The 21157-nt window shown below is 47.5% G+C and carries 19 protein-coding genes; 18 read left to right on the forward strand and 1 reads right to left on the reverse strand.

Annotation, left to right across the window (positions count from 1 at the left end; all coding sequences use genetic code 11):
• Positions 1-23: 23 nt before the first annotated feature.
• Positions 24-2420, reverse strand: a complete 2397-nt coding sequence (locus AC1U9U_RS01655) for a response regulator (RefSeq protein ID WP_479958808.1) — start codon at positions 2418-2420, stop codon at positions 24-26.
• Between the two features lie 236 nt (positions 2421-2656).
• Here AC1U9U_RS01655 and AC1U9U_RS01660 point away from each other — a divergent pair, with 236 nt between their 5' ends.
• The 18 genes from AC1U9U_RS01660 to rpsC all read left to right on the forward strand — a co-directional run bounded on the left by AC1U9U_RS01660 (position 2657) and on the right by rpsC (position 21106).
• Positions 2657-3850 carry an EAL and HDOD domain-containing protein gene (locus AC1U9U_RS01660; RefSeq protein ID WP_479958809.1) on the forward strand — a complete coding sequence of 398 codons (1194 nt, stop codon included), beginning with the start codon at positions 2657-2659 and terminating at the stop codon, positions 3848-3850.
• Between the two features lie 52 nt (positions 3851-3902).
• The gene (locus AC1U9U_RS01665) at positions 3903-4028 is read left to right on the forward strand and encodes a hypothetical protein (protein ID WP_479958810.1); all 126 of its coding nucleotides are present in this window, start codon (positions 3903-3905) and stop codon (positions 4026-4028) included.
• Positions 4029-4301: 273 nt separating this feature from the next.
• Complete coding sequence (gene rpoB / locus AC1U9U_RS01670) at positions 4302-7649, forward strand: DNA-directed RNA polymerase subunit beta (protein ID WP_479958811.1); 3348 nt, start codon at positions 4302-4304, stop codon at positions 7647-7649.
• Between the two features lie 22 nt (positions 7650-7671).
• Entirely contained in the window at positions 7672-11139 is a 3468-nt protein-coding gene (gene rpoC / locus AC1U9U_RS01675; protein WP_479958812.1) for a DNA-directed RNA polymerase subunit beta', read from the forward strand.
• Positions 11140-11242: 103 nt separating this feature from the next.
• Positions 11243-11494, forward strand: coding sequence for a ribosomal L7Ae/L30e/S12e/Gadd45 family protein (locus AC1U9U_RS01680; protein WP_479958813.1), 252 nt, complete (start codon positions 11243-11245; stop codon positions 11492-11494).
• Between the two features lie 107 nt (positions 11495-11601).
• On the forward strand, positions 11602-12024 hold the full coding sequence (gene rpsL / locus AC1U9U_RS01685; RefSeq protein ID WP_479958814.1) for a 30S ribosomal protein S12: 423 nt from the start codon (positions 11602-11604) through the stop codon (positions 12022-12024).
• A 52-nt stretch (positions 12025-12076) separates the two neighbouring features.
• A complete protein-coding gene (gene rpsG, locus AC1U9U_RS01690) occupies positions 12077-12547 on the forward strand; it encodes a 30S ribosomal protein S7 (protein WP_479958815.1) in 471 nt (156 codons plus the stop codon).
• Positions 12548-12615: 68 nt separating this feature from the next.
• A complete protein-coding gene (gene fusA, locus AC1U9U_RS01695; RefSeq protein WP_479958816.1) occupies positions 12616-14694 on the forward strand; it encodes an elongation factor G in 2079 nt (692 codons plus the stop codon).
• A gap of 164 nt (positions 14695-14858) precedes the next feature.
• Positions 14859-16061, forward strand: a complete 1203-nt coding sequence (tuf, locus tag AC1U9U_RS01700) for an elongation factor Tu (protein WP_479958817.1) — start codon at positions 14859-14861, stop codon at positions 16059-16061.
• Positions 16062-16175: 114 nt separating this feature from the next.
• Entirely contained in the window at positions 16176-16457 is a 282-nt protein-coding gene (locus AC1U9U_RS01705) for a hypothetical protein (RefSeq protein WP_479958818.1), read from the forward strand.
• A gap of 237 nt (positions 16458-16694) precedes the next feature.
• On the forward strand, positions 16695-17003 hold the full coding sequence (gene rpsJ, locus AC1U9U_RS01710; RefSeq protein ID WP_479958819.1) for a 30S ribosomal protein S10: 309 nt from the start codon (positions 16695-16697) through the stop codon (positions 17001-17003).
• 357 nt (positions 17004-17360) lie between these two features.
• Positions 17361-17990, forward strand: a complete 630-nt coding sequence (rplC, locus tag AC1U9U_RS01715) for a 50S ribosomal protein L3 (protein ID WP_479958820.1) — start codon at positions 17361-17363, stop codon at positions 17988-17990.
• A 24-nt stretch (positions 17991-18014) separates the two neighbouring features.
• Positions 18015-18638, forward strand: coding sequence for a 50S ribosomal protein L4 (gene rplD / locus AC1U9U_RS01720; RefSeq protein WP_479958821.1), 624 nt, complete (start codon positions 18015-18017; stop codon positions 18636-18638).
• Positions 18638-18925, forward strand: coding sequence for a 50S ribosomal protein L23 (rplW, locus tag AC1U9U_RS01725; protein ID WP_479958822.1), 288 nt, complete (start codon positions 18638-18640; stop codon positions 18923-18925). The genes rplD and rplW overlap by 1 nt, the downstream gene beginning before the upstream one ends.
• A gap of 24 nt (positions 18926-18949) precedes the next feature.
• Complete coding sequence (rplB, locus tag AC1U9U_RS01730; RefSeq protein ID WP_479958823.1) at positions 18950-19780, forward strand: 50S ribosomal protein L2; 831 nt, start codon at positions 18950-18952, stop codon at positions 19778-19780.
• A gap of 19 nt (positions 19781-19799) precedes the next feature.
• Positions 19800-20081, forward strand: coding sequence for a 30S ribosomal protein S19 (gene rpsS, locus AC1U9U_RS01735; RefSeq protein ID WP_479958824.1), 282 nt, complete (start codon positions 19800-19802; stop codon positions 20079-20081).
• A gap of 17 nt (positions 20082-20098) precedes the next feature.
• Entirely contained in the window at positions 20099-20443 is a 345-nt protein-coding gene (gene rplV, locus AC1U9U_RS01740) for a 50S ribosomal protein L22 (RefSeq protein WP_479958825.1), read from the forward strand.
• Between the two features lie 3 nt (positions 20444-20446).
• Positions 20447-21106 (forward strand): 30S ribosomal protein S3, encoded by a 660-nt coding sequence (rpsC, locus tag AC1U9U_RS01745; RefSeq protein ID WP_479958826.1) that lies wholly within the window; start codon positions 20447-20449, stop codon positions 21104-21106.
• Positions 21107-21157 lie beyond the last annotated feature (51 nt).

The raw sequence follows: 21157 nt of genomic DNA on the forward strand, positions 1-21157 counted from the left end.
TGTAATTATTGGTATGGTATATGTCAACAGGTTTTTGCCGGGATCTTGAAGGAAACGGTTGTTCCACAGTTTTCTGTACTTGAGATATTCAATGTAGTACCATAGAACCTTAACAGTCTCCGATTGATATTGGATAACCCTACGCCTTTGCCTTCCGGTTTTGAATTCGTTAGATCTTCTAGGACAAAAGCAGGAATACCGGCACCGTTATCAATAACCTGGACATGAATCTGATCTTTCCACAGCTCCAAAGACAGAGTAACCTTTCCTCCCTTGCTTCTTTTCAGCAAACCATGACGGATGGAGTTTTCTACGATGGGCTGGAGCATGAGGGGAAGAATATAGAAATTTAACACGGAGTGATCAATGGCGTATTCCACTTCAAGCTGTTTGCCAAACCTGGCTTGTTCAATGGCTACATAGGCCTTGACTATCCTAAGTTCTTTTTCAATGGTTATAACGGAAGTTGTGCTGGAGAAATCAAAACTATTCCTTAAAAAAACCCCCAATTCCGCAAGCAGATCTCCTGCCTTGTCGGGGTCGGTATAACAAAAAGAGTGGATGGTATTCAAAGCGTTGAAGAGAAAATGAGGCCTAATTTGTGCTTGCAAAAAAGCGGTTTCCTTTTTTACCAGCAAGTCCATGGAACTTTTTAATTGGACAAGGGTCCTGACACGGCACTTAAGCTCTCCGGCTTCAAAGGGCTTTTCGATAAAATCGTTGGCTCCTGCCCTAAAACCAATATCAATATCTTCCGGCAAAGCTTTAGCGGAAAGGAGCAGGATCGGAAGCTCAAGAGGGGAATAAGTCTCCCTGATTTTTCGGCAGACTTCATAGCCGCTCATACCCGGCATCGTGACATCGAGAATGCAAAGATCATAGTTAAGAGCCCCTTTAAGGAGCTGCAGGGCTGATTCCCCATTTCCGGCCACGGTGACATTGTATTGATTGGCAGTCAAGATATTCATGATGGCCTTCAAATTGGAGAATTCATCGTCAACTGCAAGGATGGAGAATTCTCCGCCGATATGGACTGTTTGGGGCAAAGGTTCAACGATTAAAGACTGAGATGCATTCTGCTCTGCCAAGTTGGCCGGTGATGTTTGGAAAAGGTTGCCCTCTTTGGCAAGAGGCATAGGGAAAGTAAAGGCAGTTCCTTGACCGGTCCGTGAAGGGACAAAGATCTGTCTATATTTTTCGGACATATATAAGGCCAATGACAGAACAAAAATCGGCTGAAATACGGGAAAGAACAGATTGGATTCCCAGAGCAGAATAATATTGGCAAGACCGGTCAATAAAGCAATCAGCGAGCTTAATACAGCGGTATAAAGATAGTACCGGCCTTCATTATCGCCCTGAGAGCTTTTGGCAAGGATAACAATAATTAAGGAAAGTGCATAAATATGGCCGATGAGGGCAATTGCCAAAGTATAACCCAATAAGTGAGAATAAGTAAAACAACTCAGCAACAGGAAAACCACAGCTATTCCATTGGTGATCAGATTGGCTCGGCGGGAAAAAGAACCTTCCAGGGCATGATAGAGAAATTTGATCAAGGTATAAAGGCAGATAGTATAGGAAGTAGCTAGAATCTTTGCGGAAGTATTAAAGGCTAACGATGGGAAGGCATAATTTAATAATGCCTCCGAACGGACACTGGCATGAAGAGCAGAAAAGAGGCAATAAAAAGCTAAGAACAGCACGGCGGCACCATTCCTTCGCCGGAGGCCCAAGCCGAAAAAATAAAGAGACAAAAAGAACATACCGGCAATAACGGATATATCAAGGAAAGAATTATGCAGACGTAAAGCGGCAATGGAATTCTGACTGCCAAAATGGATTTCATAAAGGATGCCGCTTTTTACATTAGCAAAATCGGCCGCTTGAATAAGGATTTCTACCTCGTCATCATCAGTTTGGAAGTAGCTTGCATCCGCATAACTTTTATGGACAGTGGTTGACCGTAAGTTTCCCGGTCTGCCGCATTCCATTATTTGCACATCATCGGCAAAGATCCGAGCCGCGGCAGAGATAGTTGTGAACTTAATCCCATAATTCCCCCTGCCTTCGGGAAGTAGAATCTTAAGCCGATAGGTGGCGCAGCCGTGAGGCGGCGGCTGTTCATCTGCGATTTGATAGGAACTCCAGCTGCCCGGGACTTTTTGAATAGTTTTGCCCATAGGCTGTCCATTTTTAAAATCCGTGGGGGTAAGAAGCTGCCCAAAATAAAATTCCCATTCCCCGTTTAATTTCACAGTTTTAGCTTGGGTAAGATCATATTGCCTTAGATCCAGAGTGCCATTGCTCGCTTGAGGGTCCGCGGACAGCTTGAGGCGGATGCCTGGAACAGTGATACTTAGGGCCATTATCAATAGCATTATGTAGAAAAAGGACTTTTGGGTTATAGAATTATTCATAAAAAGGAATCCTTCCAACCTAATCGTTCTTTTTCCCATTATATATAGAATGCCAAAGTTTTTATAGATACTCTAAGCACAATTCCATGGATTTTTTCTATAAGATTATTTAGATGTTCAGAAAATGTTCAGACACCCTTGTTAAAATGATGCTTAGTGCCCAAGCCAATATAGTGGGTATGATTGAGAAGAAGGTTAAATGGCACGGATTTCAGATGAATTAGGAGATGTGGGAAATGGAGGCTTTTATTGCTAGGCAGCCGATTTTCGATAGAAAAATGGAGATCTATGGGTATGAGCTTTTGTATAGGCAGAGCTATGAAAACTATTTTTCCGGTATTGATGATGACCAAGCCACCTCGGAATTGCTTTATAATACCTTTCTGGTTATGGGACTTGAGAATTTAACCGACGGCACCAATGCCTTTATCAACTTTTCCAAAAAGCTCATTGACAGCGATCTGCCTTTTTTACTGCCCAAAGAGAACATTGTGGTGGAAGTCTTGGAACGAGATCAAGTAACCTCGGCCACGGTAGAAGCCTGCAAAAGGATTAGAGAGAGAGGGTACAGACTGGCCCTTGACGATTTTGTTTTAGATGAGAACAATCTGCCTTTACTTGAGCTGACAGATATTATCAAAATCGAATTTCCGGCTGTCTCACAAAGGGAACAATCCAGGCTTATACAGCACTTAGGCAAAAAGGTAAAGTTTTTGGCGGAAAAAATCGAAACCAGGGAAGAGCTTCAACAAGCCATGGAGATGGGCTATGATCTTTTTCAGGGCTATTTTTTCAGCAAACCCGCCATTATCCGTTCCAAAGAAGTGGTAAGTCTGAACGCTAACCTAATCAGTATTCTTGCCGAACTGAATGCACCGGATCCCAGTTATGCCGTTATTACCGATATTATCAAAATGGATTTGGGTCTGTCTTATAAGCTTCTCAAGCTGGCTAACTCTGCAGTGATGGGTTCTAAGATGAGGATCCAGTCGATTTCTCATGCCTTATCCTTTATCGGTATTAAAGAAATGAAACGCTGGATGGCATTAATGCCGTTAAAGGAGATCGAGAACGTTGAAAATGCCGAGTTAGTTAAGCAATCCCTGATCCGGGGTAAGCAGATGGAACTCCTTGCCGCCGAACTATATCCCCACGGAGAGGATTCCGAATTTTTTTTCACGGGGATCTTTTCTTCCTTGGATATCTTATTAAATAGTCCTATGGAAGAGGCCCTTAAAGGCCTTCCCTTATCCATGAACGTCAAGAATGCTCTCTTAGGCATGGAAAATGAGCTACGAAGGCTCCTGGATTTTGTGATTCATTGGGAAAAAGCGGAATGGACCAAAGCGGAAAGCCTATATCCCATAACCCCGAAATTCATGGCTATCTATTTAGAAGCATTGAAATGGCGGAAAAAGCTCAATTACTAGTTAATTTTCATAAAAGCATTTTCTTAAAAGAGGGTCCTAGGGGCTCTCTTTTTTGGCTAATGAGAAAGTAAAAATTTCACGGCGCATAGGGGCAGTTGAAAAAAATATCGGAAAAGGGTTGGGAAAGGGCCATAAAACAGCAAAAAAAGAAATATTTCTCCTTGACAATATGATATAATCTTGGTATCCTTAGTAATTGTTACTGTACATAAAATGGACTAATTATCCAGACTATTCCAGACAGTAGCCAATGTCTCCAAGGGACTAGTCCTTTGGTGTTAAGGTTTAAGATACTGACGATGGGGAGATTGTCGTTTGATTGATTCGATCACCAAGAGGGATCTCCATAAACAGTGAAGCGAGGTTTTGCAAATGAGGCCTTGCTTTTGGCTGTTTATGTCATAATATAATCCTCGGGGCGAGGACATCACACTTGAGGGGTGAAGCGTACATGTTCTATCCTGTTAAGGTAGGAACGCGGGAACGCTGGAGTTATTCCAGAATTCGGGAAGTTCTCGACATGCCAAATCTAATTGAAATTCAACAAAACTCTTATCAGTGGTTTCTTGATGAGGGCTTAAGGGAAATGTTTCGCGACATTTCTCCCATTCAAGATTTCACCGGCAACCTCGTATTGGAATTTATTGATTACAGTTTAGGTGAGCCTAAATACGATGTGGAAGAGTGTAAGGAGCGCGATGTAACTTACGCGGCACCTCTGCGGGTAAAAGTACGTCTCATTAATAAAGAGACGGGGGAAGTAAAGGAGCAGGAAGTCTTCATGGGGGATTTCCCTTTGATGACAACCAAAGGAACCTTTATTATCAACGGTGCTGAGCGGGTTATCGTCAGCCAGTTGGTTCGTTCTCCCGGCGTCTATTATTCTGAAAGCATTGATCCCAGTGGTAAAAAAGTCTTCGGGGCAACGGTGATTCCTAATCGTGGGGCTTGGCTTGAGTTCGAGACCGACGTTAATGATAATATTTTTGTCCGTGTGGATAGAACCCGTAAGCTACCGGCCACAGTTCTCATTCGGGCTTTGGGTTATGCTACTAATGGTCAGATTTCTGAACTTTTCAATGATGACGAGCATATTCGGATTACCCTGGAACGGGATAATACTGAGTCTTCGGAAGAAGCCTTAGTTGAGATCTATAAGCGCCTCCGTCCCGGCGAGCCGCCCACGGTGGATAGTGCCCGCAGTTTGCTTGAAGCATTATTTTTCGATCCCAAGCGTTATGACCTGGCCAAAGTCGGCCGCTATAAATTAAATAAAAAACTTAATTTGGACATTCCCAATGATGTACATCATTTAACTAAAGAAGATATCGTTGCTTCCTTAGGACAAATGCTTGCCCTTATGAAAGGGGAAGGACATAAGGATGATATTGATCATTTGGGTAACCGGCGCCTCCGTTCAGTAGGAGAGCTGCTTCAAAACCAGTTCCGGATCGGCTTATCCCGGATGGAGCGGGTAGTTCGGGAACGGATGACTATTCAAGATGTTGATGTCATCACTCCTCAAGTCCTTATCAATATTCGTCCGGTGGTAGCTGCCATTAAGGAATTCTTCGGCAGCAGCCAGTTGTCCCAATTTATGGATCAGACCAACCCCTTGGCTGAGTTGACCCATAAACGCCGCTTAAGTGCGTTGGGACCGGGTGGTTTAAGCCGTGAGCGTGCCGGCTTCGAAGTTCGTGACGTTCACCACTCCCACTATGGCCGGATGTGTCCCATTGAGACTCCTGAAGGTCCCAATATCGGTTTGATTGGTTCCTTGAGTACCTATGGCCGGATTAACCCTTATGGCTTTATCGAAGCGCCCTATCGTAAGGTGATAGATGGTCGCGTAACTGACCAGATCGATTATCTCACTGCCGATGAGGAAGAAAAATTCGTTGTCGCTCAGGCCAATGCCCCCTTAGCGGAGGACGGTACCTTCCTTGAAGATAAGATTGATGGACGTCATGGTCCTGACTTCGTCCTTGTTTCCCCCAACCGGATTGACTATATGGACGTTTCGCCAAAGCAGATGGTTTCCATTGCTACCGCTTTGATCCCCTTCCTGGAGCATGACGATGCTAACCGGGCTTTGATGGGTGCCAACATGCAGCGGCAAGCGGTACCTCTCTTAAGAGCCGATGCTCCTTATGTCGGAACGGGAATGGAATACAAAGCTGCCAAGGACTCCGGTGTCTGTGTCTTAACCCAAAAGGCTGGTACTGTGGAACGTGCTACCGCCGATGAGATCATCATACGTCATGATGATGCTACCTTAGAGAAGTATAAGCTGTTAAAATATCTCCGTTCCAACCAAGGAACCTGTATCAATCAGCGTCCCATCGTTATGAAAGGGGAGCGGGTAGAAGCAGAGCAAATCATTGCCGATGGTCCTTCCACAGACCATGGGGAACTGGCGCTCGGTCGTAACGTCCTGATTGCCTTTATGACTTGGGAAGGCTATAACTACGAGGATGCCATCCTGATCAGTGAAAAGCTGGTTAAGGAAGATTATTATACCTCCATTCATATCGAGGAATACGAAGCCGATGCTCGGGACACCAAGCTGGGACCGGAAGAAATCACCCGGGATATTCCCAACGTCGGGGAAGATGTGCTCAAAGACCTGGATGAGCGGGGGATTATCCGCATTGGTGCCGAAGTCCGCCCTGGTGACATTTTGGTATGTAAAGTTACCCCGAAAGGTGAGACCGAGCTTACCGCCGAAGAGCGCCTTTTAAGAGCCATCTTCGGGGAAAAAGCCCGGGAAGTACGGGATACTTCTCTGCGGGTTCCCCACGGGGAAGCCGGCAAGATCGTGGATGTTAAAGTCTTTACCCGGGAAAATGGTGATGAACTGGCTCCCGGCGTCAACGAGCTGGTACGGGTTTATATCGCTCAAAAACGGAAAATCTCCGTTGGGGATAAAATGGCCGGACGTCACGGTAACAAATGGGTTATCTCCCGGATCATGAGACAGGAAGATATGCCTTTCCTACCTGATGGCACTCCTGTGGAGATCGTTTTGAACCCACTGGGGGTTCCTTCCCGGATGAATATCGGGCAGGTTATGGAGACACACTTAGGACGGGCGGCTAAAGCCCTGGGCTTACGTGTCGCTACCCCGGTCTTTGACGGGGCTACGGAAACCGATGTATTTGAAACTTTGAAAAAAGCCGGACTGCCCGATGACGGTAAATCCGTTCTTTATGACGGCAGAACCGGAGAACCTTTTGATAATAAGATTACCGTCGGGTATATGTACTTCTTGAAGCTGCACCATCTGGTTGATGACAAGATCCATGCCCGTTCAACCGGACCTTACAGTTTGGTTACCCAACAACCCTTGGGCGGTAAAGCTCAATTCGGCGGTCAGCGTTTCGGGGAGATGGAAGTTTGGGCCCTGGAAGCCTACGGTGCCGCTTATACCCTCCAAGAAATTCTTACCGTTAAGTCGGATGACGTAGTCGGCCGGGTAAAAACCTATGAGGCCATCGTCAAAGGCGAAAACATCCCTGAACCGGGAGTTCCGGAATCCTTTAAAGTTTTAATCAAAGAGCTGCAAAGCTTAGGGTTAGATGTTCGTGTTCTCTCTGAAAATGATGAAGAAATCGAGATCCGTGAGATTGACGAAGATGTTACGGAGACCGCTAAAGAGCTGGGTATCGATCTTCACGAAGACCTCCCTGCTCCCGTAGCCAATGAGGCCAATGAGGGAGATGAAGATGAGGAGTTCTTCGACGAGGACGAGGTGATTGATGACGAACCCCTGAACTTTGATGAGGACGACTTGGATTGAACGGGTGAAAGGAGAGAGAACCTTGCTAGACGTCAATAACTTTGACCGGATGCGCATCGGCCTGGCTTCTCCGGAGATGATCGAGGAATGGTCTCATGGAGAAGTCAAGAAGCCTGAAACTATTAACTACCGGACCCTGAAACCGGAACGGGAAGGTCTCTTTTGTGAAAAAATCTTTGGACCCACTCGTGACTGGGAATGTCATTGCGGAAAATACAAGCGGGTTCGCTATAAAGGAATTGTCTGTGACCGCTGCGGAGTAGAAGTCACTCGCTCTAAGGTACGGAGAGAGCGGATGGGCCACATTAAACTGGCGGCTCCTGTTTCTCATATCTGGTACTTCAAGGGGATTCCCAGCCGTATGGGACTTCTCCTGGATATGTCTCCTCGTTCCTTAGAAAAGGTCCTCTATTTTGTCTCTTACATTGTTACCGATGCCGGAGATACATCCTTAATGAAAAAACAGCTCCTCACCGAGACTGAATATCGGGAATATCGCGATAAATACGGCAATCAGTTTAAAGCCGGTATGGGTGCGGAGGCCATCAAAGAGCTTTTAGAGGAAATGGATCTGGATAAGCTCAATGACGAACTGCGGGCTGAAGTGAAGGAAGTTTCCGGTCAACGGAAGATCCGGGCCATCCGCCGTTTAGAAGTGGTAGAGGCCTTCAAAGAGTCGGGTAACCGTCCCGAGTGGATGATCATGGATGTGATCCCGGTCATTCCGCCTGAGCTCAGACCTATGGTTCAGCTGGATGGCGGACGTTTTGCCACCTCTGATCTAAATGACCTTTATCGCCGTGTAATCAATAGAAATAATCGTCTTAAGCGTCTTCTGGACCTAGGCGCACCGGATATTATTGTGCGCAACGAGAAGCGGATGCTCCAAGAGGCCGTGGATGCTCTGATTGACAATGGTCGTCGGGGCCGCCCTGTCACCGGCCCTGGCAACCGGCCCTTAAAATCCTTAAGTGATATGCTCAAAGGTAAGCAAGGGCGCTTCCGTCAAAACCTCTTGGGAAAACGGGTTGACTACTCCGGTCGTTCCGTTATCGTAGTAGGACCTAATTTGCGTATGCATCAATGCGGTCTGCCTAAAGAAATGGCTTTAGAACTCTTTAAGCCTTTCGTTATGAAAAAACTGGTCAAAGAAGGCCATGCTCACAACATCAAGAGTGCCAAGCGCATGGTAGAGCGGGTTCGTCCTGAAGTATGGGACGTCTTGGAAGAGGTAATCAGTGAGCATCCGGTACTCCTTAACCGGGCGCCAACCCTGCACCGTTTAGGAATTCAGGCCTTTGAGCCGGTACTCGTGGAAGGCCGTGCCTTACAGATTCATCCCTTGGTTTGTACCGCCTATAATGCCGACTTCGATGGAGACCAAATGGCTGTTCACGTTCCCCTCTCCGCCGAGGCTCAAGCAGAAGCCAGACTCTTAATGCTTTCCGCTCATAATATTTTGAACCCTAAAGATGGCCGTCCGGTGGCTTCCCCCACCCAGGATATGGTCTTAGGCTCCTACTATCTAACCATGGAACGTCCCGGAGCCCTTGGGGAAGGGAAGATCTTTAAGGATCGCGATGAAGCGGTGCTCGCTTATGAAATGAAGGAAGCACATCTGCAAGCACTCATTAAAGTTCGTCGGCCCAATGGCGAGCTCTTGGAAACCACCATTGGACGTTTGATCTTCAACACGGTTATTCCCCCTGAAGTCGGCTATATTAATGAGGTAGCAGGGAAGAAGACTCTTAATAATATTGTGGCCAAATGCTATCGCCTGGGCGGATATAAAGCAACTGCAGATCTTTTGGATGGGATTAAGAGCCTGGGTTTCAGATACTCCACCAGAGCCGGGATGACCGTAGGTCTTGCGGATATTACCGTACCGGAAGAGAAGAAACAGATTCTCGCCGATGCCGATGCCCTTGTTAACAAGACGGAAGTACAATTCCGCCGGGGTCTGATTACCGATGAGGAGCGTTACGGCAAGGTTATCGATATCTGGACCAAAGCTACCGACACAGTAACCAAATCCCTCATGAACACTTTGGATAAGTTCAACCCGGTATATATGATGGCAACCTCCGGAGCCCGGGGTAATATCCAACAGCTCCGTCAGTTAGCCGGGATGCGGGGACTAATGGCTGATCCCTCCGGACGAACCATCGAGTTGCCGATTAAGGCTAACTTCCGTGAAGGCCTCACTGTTTTGGAGTACTTCATCTCCTCCCACGGGGCACGGAAAGGTTTGGCTGATACGGCACTACGGACTGCCGACTCCGGTTATCTGACCCGCCGCTTGGTCGATGTATCTCAAGATGTGATCGTTAGGGAAGAAGATTGCGGCACTACCCAAGGTATTACCGTAGATGATGTCAAGGATGGTCCGGAAGTCATTGAAAAGTTGGAAGAGCGTTTAGTCGGCCGCTTCCTTCTTGAAGACCTTCAACACCCGGAGACAGGTGAAATCCTGGCCAAGGCTGACGAAGAGATAACCGAAGAACAGGCTAAGGAGATTGCCAAAGTTTACGATAGTGTCACGATTCGTTCCGTCCTTACCTGTCGGACTCGTTATGGAGTATGCCGCAAGTGTTACGGTCGCAACCTTGCTACCGGACATCACGTGGAAATGGGAGAAGCCGTTGGCATTATCGCTGCCCAATCCATCGGTGAACCGGGAACACAGCTGACCATGCGTACCTTCCACACCGGTGGTGTAGCCGGGGACGACATCACTCAAGGTTTGCCCCGTGTTGAGGAGCTTTTCGAAGCCCGTAAACCCAAGGGCCAAGCCATCATCTCTGAAAACGCCGGAAAGGTCGGCATCCGCGAAGTCAAAGGCCGCCGTGAAGTAGAAGTGGTTGGTGACAATGAGGAGCGCATGACCTACACTATTCCGTATGGTTCCCGCTTGAAGGTTCGGGAAGGGGACCACATTGAGGCCGGTGATATTCTCACCGAGGGAAGCATCAACCCCCATGATATGCTGAAGGTCAAAGGTATCCGCGGTGTTCAGGTCTACCTCTTGAGTGAGGTGCAACGTGTTTACCGCCTCCAGGGTGTGGATATCAATGATAAACACATCGAGGTTATGGTTCGGCAAATGCTCCGCAAGGTCAAAGTGGAGGAAGCCGGTGATACCAATCTCCTGCCTGGCGGTTTAATCGATGTCTTTGACTTCGAAGAAGAAAACACCAAGATTATTGCGGCAGGAGGAGAACCTGCTGTAGCCCGCCCGGTACTGCTCGGCATTACCAAAGCCTCTTTGGCTACGGATTCCTTCCTCTCGGCGGCCTCTTTCCAAGAGACCACTCGGGTACTGACGGAAGCAGCCATCAAAGGTAAGGTTGACCCTCTCTTGGGGCTCAAAGAAAACGTCATCATCGGGAAACTCATTCCCGCAGGTACGGGAATGTCCCGCTACCGTAATGTTAAAGTTGTGGAAGTTGATGAAAACCAGATTGAAAATATTGACACTGTTAATTCCTGATGCTAAAATACTATAGTGTGATTTAGGGGTTTTGGGAAAAATATGTAGTTAATTTGCAAAACTTCGTAAAAGGTCACAAAAACTTGAGGAGGAAAGCATTTTAATGCTTGATGAAGCCTTAAAAAAAATTGATTGCAGAACCGTTGGGGTTAAGCAAACTCTGCGGGCACTGGAAAAAGGGAGTGTACTCCGAGTCTATATCGCTAAGGACGCAGAGGGCCAAGTGGTTCGACCTGTCCTGGAACATTGCCGCAACCAAGGTGTTAAAGTCCATGAAGTCCAGACAATGTCTGAATTAGGAAAAGCCTGCGGTATTGAAGTCGGTGCCGCCGTAGCGGCACTGCTGAGTGAGTAGTAGACGACAAGGAGACTCCGGAATGCTGCTAGTTTTGGGGATTGCTTGCTTGATGCTGAAGCAAGCAATTCCTTTGATATGTTTTCTCTTAGGAAGGAGGTGTAGATATGCCGACGATTAATCAATTGATCCGCAATGGCCGTTCCAAGATGGAAAAGAAATCAACAGCTCCTGCTATGCAATGGGGCTATAACTCATTACAACGTAAGCAATTCGCCTCCGGAGGTTCTCCGCAAAAACGTGGTGTTTGCACAAGGGTTTACACGACAACTCCTAAGAAGCCGAATTCCGCTCTTCGTAAAGTTGCCCGTGTACGTTTAACCAATACGATCGAAGTAAGTTCATACATCCCAGGCATTGGACACAACTTGCAAGAGCACAGTGTGGTTCTTGTGCGTGGTGGCCGTGTTAAAGACCTTCCGGGTGTTCGTTACCATATCGTTCGTGGTGCCCTTGATACTCAAGGCGTGCAAAAACGGATGCAAGCTCGTTCCAAGTACGGTGCCAAACGTCCCAAAAAAGGGAAGTAAGCCGTCTTTGGCGAGGGAAATACGAATCGCGTAAGTAAAGGGGGGAAATGATTTGCCACGTAAAGGTTATATTGCCAAACGTGAGATTTTGCCGGATCCGATCTATAAGAATCGGGTGCTGACCAAATTTATCAACCAAATTATGTTGGATGGTAAAAAAGGTACCGCAGAATCCATTTGCTATAATGCATTTGACATCATTCAAGAGAAGACCGGTAAAGATCCTATCGAAGTGTTCGAAACCGCTCTCAAGAATGTTATGCCTGTGCTGGAAGTAAAAGCACGCCGGGTCGGCGGTGCCAACTACCAAGTTCCCATTGAAGTTCGTGCTGATCGTCGTCAAACCTTAGGATTACGCTGGCTTGTGACTTATGCTCGCAAACGCAGTGAAAAGACTATGGAAGAAAAGATTGCCGGTGAATTGATGGATGCAGCCAATAATACCGGTGGTTCTATTAAGAAAAAAGAAGACACTCATAAAATGGCCGAAGCCAATAAGGCTTTTGCGCATTTCCGTTGGTAGGATGATAAAGCTATATGCTTAAAATCCTCCCCATTTGGGAATGACTACGGCAGAAAGGGGGATTATCAGTGGCAAGGCAATTTCCATTAGAGAGAACTCGGAATATCGGGATCATGGCCCATATTGACGCGGGCAAAACAACCACCACCGAGCGTATTTTGTTCTATACAGGACGTGTGCATAAAATCGGGGAAACTCATGACGGTGCAGCAACCATGGACTGGATGGTCCAAGAGCAGGAACGTGGTATCACCATTACTTCTGCGGCAACAACTTGTCAATGGAAAAATCACCGGATTAACATTATTGATACACCAGGGCACGTGGACTTCACCGTAGAGGTAGAGCGTTCTTTACGTGTACTGGACGGCGCTGTGGCAGTATTCTGCTCTGTCGGCGGTGTTGAGCCTCAATCTGAAACGGTATGGCGGCAAGCGGACAAGTACGGAGTACCCCGTATCGCCTATATCAACAAAATGGACCGTTTGGGTGCAGATTTCTTCCGGGGAGTATCTATGATTGCTGACCGGTTAGGTGCAAACCCAGTACCGATCCAACTTCCTATTGGTTCAGAGGAGAATTTCAAGGGAATTATTGACCTCGTGACCATGACGGCTAGAATCTATACGGATGACTTAGGCACCGCCAGTGACGTTGCCGATATCCCCGGAGACTTAGTCGACAAAGCCAATGAATATCGTGAGAAACTTTTAGAAGCAGTAGCTGATACTGATGAAGAACTCATGATGAAATATCTCGAAGGTGAAGAACTGACCGAAGAAGAGATTCGTGTTGGAATCCGCAAAGGGACTCTTGGGCTGAAGTTTATCCCAGTAGTCTGTGGATCTTCATTCAAGAACAAAGGGGTACAACCACTGCTTGACGCGGTTGTAGAATATATGCCATCCCCAGTTGATGTACCTGCTATTAAAGGTGTACATCCGGAGACCGGTGTTCCTGATGAGCGTCATTCCAGTGACAGTGAACCGTTCTCTGCCTTGGCCTTTAAGATTATGGCTGACCCTTACGTGGGTAAATTGGCATTTTTCCGGGTATACTCGGGAGTCCTGGCTTCAGGATCCTATGTCTTCAACTCAACTAAAGGCAAGCGCGAGAGAATCGGCCGTATTCTCCAGATGCATGCTAACCATCGGGAAGAGATTTCCGAGGTTTATGCCGGAGACATTGCTGCTGCGGTAGGCTTAAAAGATACCACCACAGGAGATACCCTCTGTGATGATAAAGCTCCGATTATTCTCGAATCCATGCAATTCCCTGATCCGGTTATCAACGTGGCTATCGAGCCAAAAACGAAACAAGACCAGGAGAAGATGGGCACAGCACTTGCACGTTTGGCTGAAGAGGATCCGACCTTCAGAATGCACACCGACCAAGAAAGCGGACAAACAATCATCGAGGGAATGGGTGAACTTCACCTGGAAATCATCGTTGACCGTTTGCAACGGGAATTCAAGGTCGAGTGCAATGTAGGACGTCCTCAAGTTGCTTATAGAGAGACCATTCGTCGCTCTGTCAAGGCCGAAGGTAAATTTGTTCGTCAATCCGGTGGACGTGGACAATACGGACACTGCTGGGTTGAACTCGAACCCCTCGAACAAGGCACAGGCTTCGAATTTGTTAACAAGATTGTGGGTGGCGTTATTCCCAAGGAATACATCGCTCCGATCGGTCAAGGTATCGAAGAAGCTATGCAAAACGGTATCCAAGCCGGTTATCCGGTTGTGGACGTCCGCGCAATAGTCTATGACGGTTCCTACCATGATGTAGACTCCTCGGAAATGGCCTTTAAGATTGCCGGATCCATGGCCTTCAAAGCCGGTGCTCTGAAAGCTAATCCTGCTATCATGGAGCCGATCATGAAGGTTGAAGTCACTGTACCTGAAGAATATATGGGTGAGGTCATCGGTGACATGAACTCCCGCCGTGGACGGATCGAAGGCATGGAGGCCACCGGAACGGCCCAGGTCGTTCGTGGATTTGTACCGCTTTCCGAAATGTTTGGCTATGCCACCGACCTTCGTTCCAAGACCCAAGGTCGCGGAACCTATGTCATGATGTTCGATCACTATGAAGAAGTACCCAAGAATATTGCTGAAGGCATCATTGCTAAACGCGCTGGAGCCTAATCGGGTTGCGAAGTTCGTGATTCGAGGTTCGAAGCAGGGTAGGGCTCAGCTTTACCCGAGGCAAATGCAGGGAACACCCCCTGTGTCGTTCCGCTACCAATACCGCTACCAATAAAGGAAACCTTTAATTCTTATTAATTATTTATAAGGAGTGAAATTTAAAAATGGCAAAAGCAAAATTCGAACGTACTAAACCCCACGTTAACGTCGGAACCATCGGTCACGTTGACCATGGTAAAACCACTACAACCGCTGCTATTACCACTGTTCTTTCCAAAGCCGGCGGTGCAGTAGCCCAGGCATTTGACCAAATTGACAAAGCTCCCGAAGAGCGTGAGCGTGGAATTACCATCTCCACTTCCCACGTTGAGTACGAGACAGCTAACCGTCACTATGCTCACGTTGACTGCCCAGGCCACGCCGACTATGTTAAAAACATGATCACCGGTGCCGCTCAAATGGACGGTGCAATTCTGGTTGTTTCCGCCGCTGACGGTCCTATGCCCCAGACCCGTGAACACATCCTTCTTTCCAGCCGGGTAGGTGTAGAATACATCGTTGTCTGGCTCAATAAAGCCGACATGGTAGATGATCCGGAACTCATGGAACTCGTTGAAATGGAAATTCGTGAGCTCTTAAATGAATACGATTTCCCCGGCGATGATATTCCCATCGTTTCCGGTTCCGGCCTCAAAGCTCTCCAATGCGGTTGCGGATCCCGTGATTGCGAATGGTGCGGCAAGATCTGGAATCTCATGGACGCAGTAGATGCATATGTTCCAACTCCGGAGCGTGCTACCGACAAGCCTTTCCTTATGCCTGTCGAGGACGTCTTCACCATTACCGGTCGTGGAACCGTTGCTACCGGTCGTGTAGAGCGTGGTATTGTTAAAGTCGGCGATGAAGTTGAAATCGTTGGTTTGAGTGAAGCTCCTCGTAAGACTGTTGTTACCGGTGTGGAAATGTTCCGTAAGCTCCTTGACCAAGCTCAAGCCGGGGATAACATCGGTGCTCTTCTCCGTGGTGTTGATCGTAAAGACATCGAGCGCGGACAAGTATTGGCCAAAACCGGTACCATTAAGCCTCACAAAAAATTCTTTGGTGAAGTTTATATCCTCAGCAAAGAAGAAGGTGGACGTCATACTCCATTCTTCAACAACTATCGTCCTCAATTCTACTTCCGGACAACTGACGTTACCGGCGTAGTTACCCTTCCTGAAGGTGTAGAAATGGCTATGCCTGGCGACAACATCACTATCACCGGTGAATTGATCACCCCAATCGCTATGGACGAAGGACTCCGTTTCGCTATCCGTGAAGGCGGACGTACCGTTGGTTCAGGCGTTGTAACCAAGATCATCGAATAATTTAAAGCCCATATTGAAGGCAAAGAGCTAGAGTCCGGCTGATAAGTCTGGACTTAGATAAAGGATGCCACGGGATACCTGTGGCATCCTGACTCATGTCTAAGTGGAGGGTCAATGCTTTCCTGCAATGCCACTTCACTCCGGAGTGCCGGTGCTACTCACTCGGCCGCTTCACTGCCCCATCCGGAACCTCTGGGCGTTTCTGCAAGTGAACCTTCGGTGGGGCGACGTTACGCCAGCTCTCGTTCGTTTTACGCACCTTTGCTAGTCGTTACGTTTGCGCTTGCAGCAAAGCCGAACTTTCTGTCTTCCGGACGTGCCATAGAAGTAAAGCCTGAACGATTCTTTCCGGTAGCTTCTTTTACAGGCGAGAACCCTTTGGTACGGAGGGGCTAGATAGGCGAAGGAGGCTTTCAGGGTAAGCGGAGCCACAGGTTTACTCCTGGTATTACCTAAAGGTTTGGCTACGCTCCATGAAAGCGACTGATGCCTAGCCCCGCAGTGCCGGGTTAACAGATGTAAAAGAAGCTACCCTGATCTTGAAGGTTGCCAATGAAAGTGACTCCGCTTTTCATCGGGGAATTTCAAGACCCAATACCCGTACAACGGGACATATTTTAGGAGGTTTTTTTAATGAGCAGTCAAAAAATTCGTATCCGTCTGAAGGCATTCGATCACAAAACCCTTGATCAATCCGCAGAGAAAATTGTGGAAACCGCTAAGAGAACCGGTGCCCGCGTCAGTGGTCCCATTCCCCTTCCGACGGAGAAAAACATTTACACGATTCTGCGTTCTCCTCACGTTAATAAGGATTCTCGCGAACAGTTCGAAATGCGGACTCATAAACGTTTAATCGATATTCTTGAACCAACCTCTAAGACCGTTGACGCATTAATGCGCTTGGATCTTCCAGCTGGTGTCGATATCGAAATCAAACTATAACTAACCAGCCTGTCATCCTGAAGGAGGAACGACTGAAGGATCTTATCCTCATAAGTAAGATACTTAGCATTCGCTCAGTATGACATTTAAGCTTAATCATAAATCTTCCTGACAAACGCCGGCTTTTAGCAAAGATCTGAAAAATTAATCGAAAGATTAAAGATTCAGATAGCTGAAAAAGCTAGCGTTCCTTTGGAGTTTATGATATAATATTTTTTGTTTGTGGCGCGAAACGCCCGGCGGTGTGGACCTTAAAACCGGGTGAAACGCTTCAAAAATATTCAATCAAATTTGGAACGCTCTCGTGCTCCGGTCCTTGGGATTGGCGCACTTCAAAGTGTTCAGGAGGTGGCAATCGTGTCGAAAGGAATTTTGGGTAAAAAAGTCGGAATGACCCAGGTGTTCACGGAAGATGGAAAATTCATTCCGGTGACTGTGGTCGAAGCAGGTCCTTGCTATGTAATCCAAAAGAAAACCGTTGCAACAGATGGTTACAACGCGATTCAAGTTGGATTTGGCGCTTTGCCGGAAAGATTGGCAAACAAGCCGCAAAAAGGACATGTGGCAAAAGCTTCTGTGAAGCCTCTGCGCCACATTCGTGAGTTCCGCGTAGAAGATGTGGATGCTTACGAAATCGGTCAAGAACTAAAAGCAGATGTGTTTGCTGCCGGGGATACCGTAGATGTAGTCGGAATCTCCAAAGGTAAAGGTTTCCAAGGTATGATCAAACGTCATGGTGCAGCTCGTGGACCGATGAAACATGGTTCTAAGTATCATCGCCGCTCCGGTTCCCTCGGCGCGAAAGGCCCGGCTCGTGTATTTAAGGGCCGCAACCTGCCAGGACGTATGGGTGGCGAGCGGGTTACCGTTCAAAACCTGCAAGTGGTCAGGGTAGATGCGGATAAGAATATGATCCTCGTTAAAGGTGCCGTACCCGGTGCCAAAAAGGGATTGCTCATTCTGAAGCCTTCCGTTAAGGCGAAGTAACTTGTAAGAAAGGAGGAATAAGCAATGCCAAAGGTTCAAGTAGTTAATATGCAAGGTTCTCCTGTTGGAGAGCTCGAGCTGAATGAATATGTATTTGGGATTGAGCCCAATACCCATGTCATGCATCAAGCGGTTGTAGCCCAACTGGCCAGCCAAAGACGTGGTACCCACTCCACCTTGCTTCGCGGTGAAGTTCGCGGAGGCGGTCGTAAGCCCTGGCGTCAAAAAGGCACCGGTCGCGCCCGTGCAGGAAGCATTCGTTCACCCCTATGGAGAGGTGGAGCTATTACTTTTGGTCCCAAACCCCGCAAATATGGCTTTAACATGCCTAAGAAGGTTCGCCGCCTGGCTTTGCGTTCAGCCCTTTCTTCCAAGGTAAACGAACAACAACTGATCGTATTGGAAGATTTGAGTTTGAACGAAGCAAAGACCCGGGAAATGGTCAAAGTTCTTAAAGCACTGAATGTCAGCAAAAAGGCTTTAATCGTCACTGACGAATTCATTGAATCAGTAGAGCGTTCCGCCCGCAATATTGAAGGTATCAAAACTGTTCAAGTTGAAGGCATGAATGTCTATGATCTTCTCAATTCCGATGTGATCGTAATGACGAAAGCAGCGGTAACGAAAGCGGAGGAGGTGTTAGCGTAATGCGCGATGCTCGTGATGTACTCAAGCGTCCCGTAATTTCCGAGAAGTCTGTTGGACTTATCGAGGAAAACAAGTACTCCTTCTGGGTGGACAAAGCTGCTAATAAGATTGAAATCAAAAACGCAGTGGAAAAAATGTTTAAGGTCAAAGTCGTTGATGTTCGGACTATCAACGTTGAAGGAAAACAAAAACGTGTCGGTAAACACGTAGGCAAAACAGCAGACCGTAAAAAAGCGATTGTTACGCTTAAAGCGGGAGATCGCATTGAAGGCTTTGCTGGCCTGTAAGTTTGAAGCAAAGGAGGGAAACCCATGCCAGTAAAAGGATTTAAACCTTATTCTCCAGGACGTCGCCAAATGACCGTATCGTCCTTTGAAGAACTCACCAAATCTACACCTGAGCGCTCTTTGCTCGCACCACTGAAGAAGAAAGCCGGCCGTAACAACCAGGGTAAAATCAGTGTTCGTCATCATGGCGGCGGACATAAACGGATGTATCGTTTGATTGACTTCAAACGCATTAAAGACGGCGTGCCTGCAAAAGTAGCTGCTATTGAATATGATCCTAACCGTACTGCTAATATCGCCCTGCTCCACTACTTAGATGGCCATAAAGCCTATATCTTGGCTCCTAACGGCCTGAAAGTGGGACAAATGGTTGTATCCGGACCGGATGCAGACATTAAAGTAGGGAATGCTCTTCCTCTGAAGAACATCCCGGTGGGTACCCTGCTCCATAATATCGAAATGAAGCCTGGCAAAGGAGCGCAACTGGTCCGCACCGCGGGGGGTTCTGCCCAGCTCATGGCTAAAGAGGGTAACTATGCAACCCTGAGACTTCCTTCCGGTGAAATGCGCATGGTTCATATCGATTGCCGGGCTACCATCGGTCAAGTCGGCAACCTCGAACATGAGAACATTCACATCGGTAAAGCCGGTCGTTCACGCTGGTTAGGAATTCGTCCCTCTGTTCGTGGTTCTGTTATGAACCCCAACGACCACCCGCATGGTGGTGGTGAAGGTCGTAACCCAATCGGTCGTAACCCTGTTACGCCTTGGGGTAAACCTGCCCTTGGAGCGAAGACCCGTAAGAAGAAAAATCCTTCTAATCGCTTCATCGTGAAACGTCGCGGCAAGAAGTAATCGAAAGGAGGCCAATTAAATGAGTAGATCTCTGAAAAAAGGGCCTTATGTAGAAGCACGCTTGCTGACTCGTGTGGAAGCAATGAATACCGCCGGTGAGAAGCGAGTGCTCAAAACTTGGTCCAGAAGTTCAACAATTTTCCCGCAAATGGTAGGACATACCATCGCGGTTCATGATGGACGTAAACACATTCCCATCTATATTACCGAAGATATGGTAGGACACAAACTCGGTGAGTTTGCTCCTACACGCACCTACAAAGGCCATGCTGGCAGTGAAAAGTCCAGCGGCTTACGCTAAAAGGAGGAGTATACTAAATGCAACAAGCCAAAGCGATTGCAAGATATGTGCGGATCTCTCCTCGTAAGGTGCGCCAAGTAGTCGATCTTATTCGTGGTAAGAACGTCAGTGACGCTCTCGCGATTCTTCAATTCACCCCTAATGGTGCTACGGAGCCTGTAACCAAAGTTCTGAAGTCCGCAGTAGCCAACGCAGAACACAACTACGAAATGGATACAGATGCCTTGATCGTACAAGCAATCTACGTGGATGAAGGACCGACCTTGAAGCGCATTAAACCCCGGGCCATGGGACGTGCTGATCAGATTCGCAAACGGACCAGCCATATTACCGTGGTAGTCGGAGAAAAGAAGGAGGGTTAAAACGTGGGTCAAAAGGTAAATCCTAAAGGTCTCCGAGTTGGGGTCATTCGTGACTGGGAAGGCCGTTGGTTTGCAGATAAAAACTACTTGGAACTCCTTCATGAGGATCTGAAGGTTCGTAAATTTGTCAAGAACAAATTACAACAAGCAGGTGTTCCAAAAGTCGAAATAGAAAGAGCCGCCAATCGTGTTAAGGTCTCTATTCATGCAGCTAAGCCGGGAATCGTTATCGGCCGCGGCGGTGTTGAAGTCGAGAACCTGCGCAAGCAATTGGAAGCCATGACAGGCAAACAAGTAGCTGTCAACATCGTGGAAGTGAAAAAGCCTGAGGTTGATGCACAACTGGTTGCTGAGAGTGTTGCTCAACAATTAGAAAAACGTGTATCCTTCCGTCGCGCGATGAAACAAACTGTAGGACGCACCATGCGTCAAGGCGGTCAAGGAATCAAGATTTCTTGCAGCGGACGTTTGGCAGGTGCTGAAATCGCTCGGACCGAGTGGTACAGCGAAGGGAAAGTTCCCCTTCATACTCTTCGTGCCGACATCGATTATGGTTTTGCAGAAGCAAATACCACCTATGGAAAGATTGGCGTAAAAGTTTGGATATATAAAGGAGAGGTTCTTCCCGCCAAGAAGGTCGCTCAGGTGGAAGGAGGAAAATAAATGCTAGTCCCAACCAGAGTAAAGCACCGGAAACAACATCGTGGCCGGATG

The organism is Desulfitobacterium sp. (assembly GCF_982384815.1).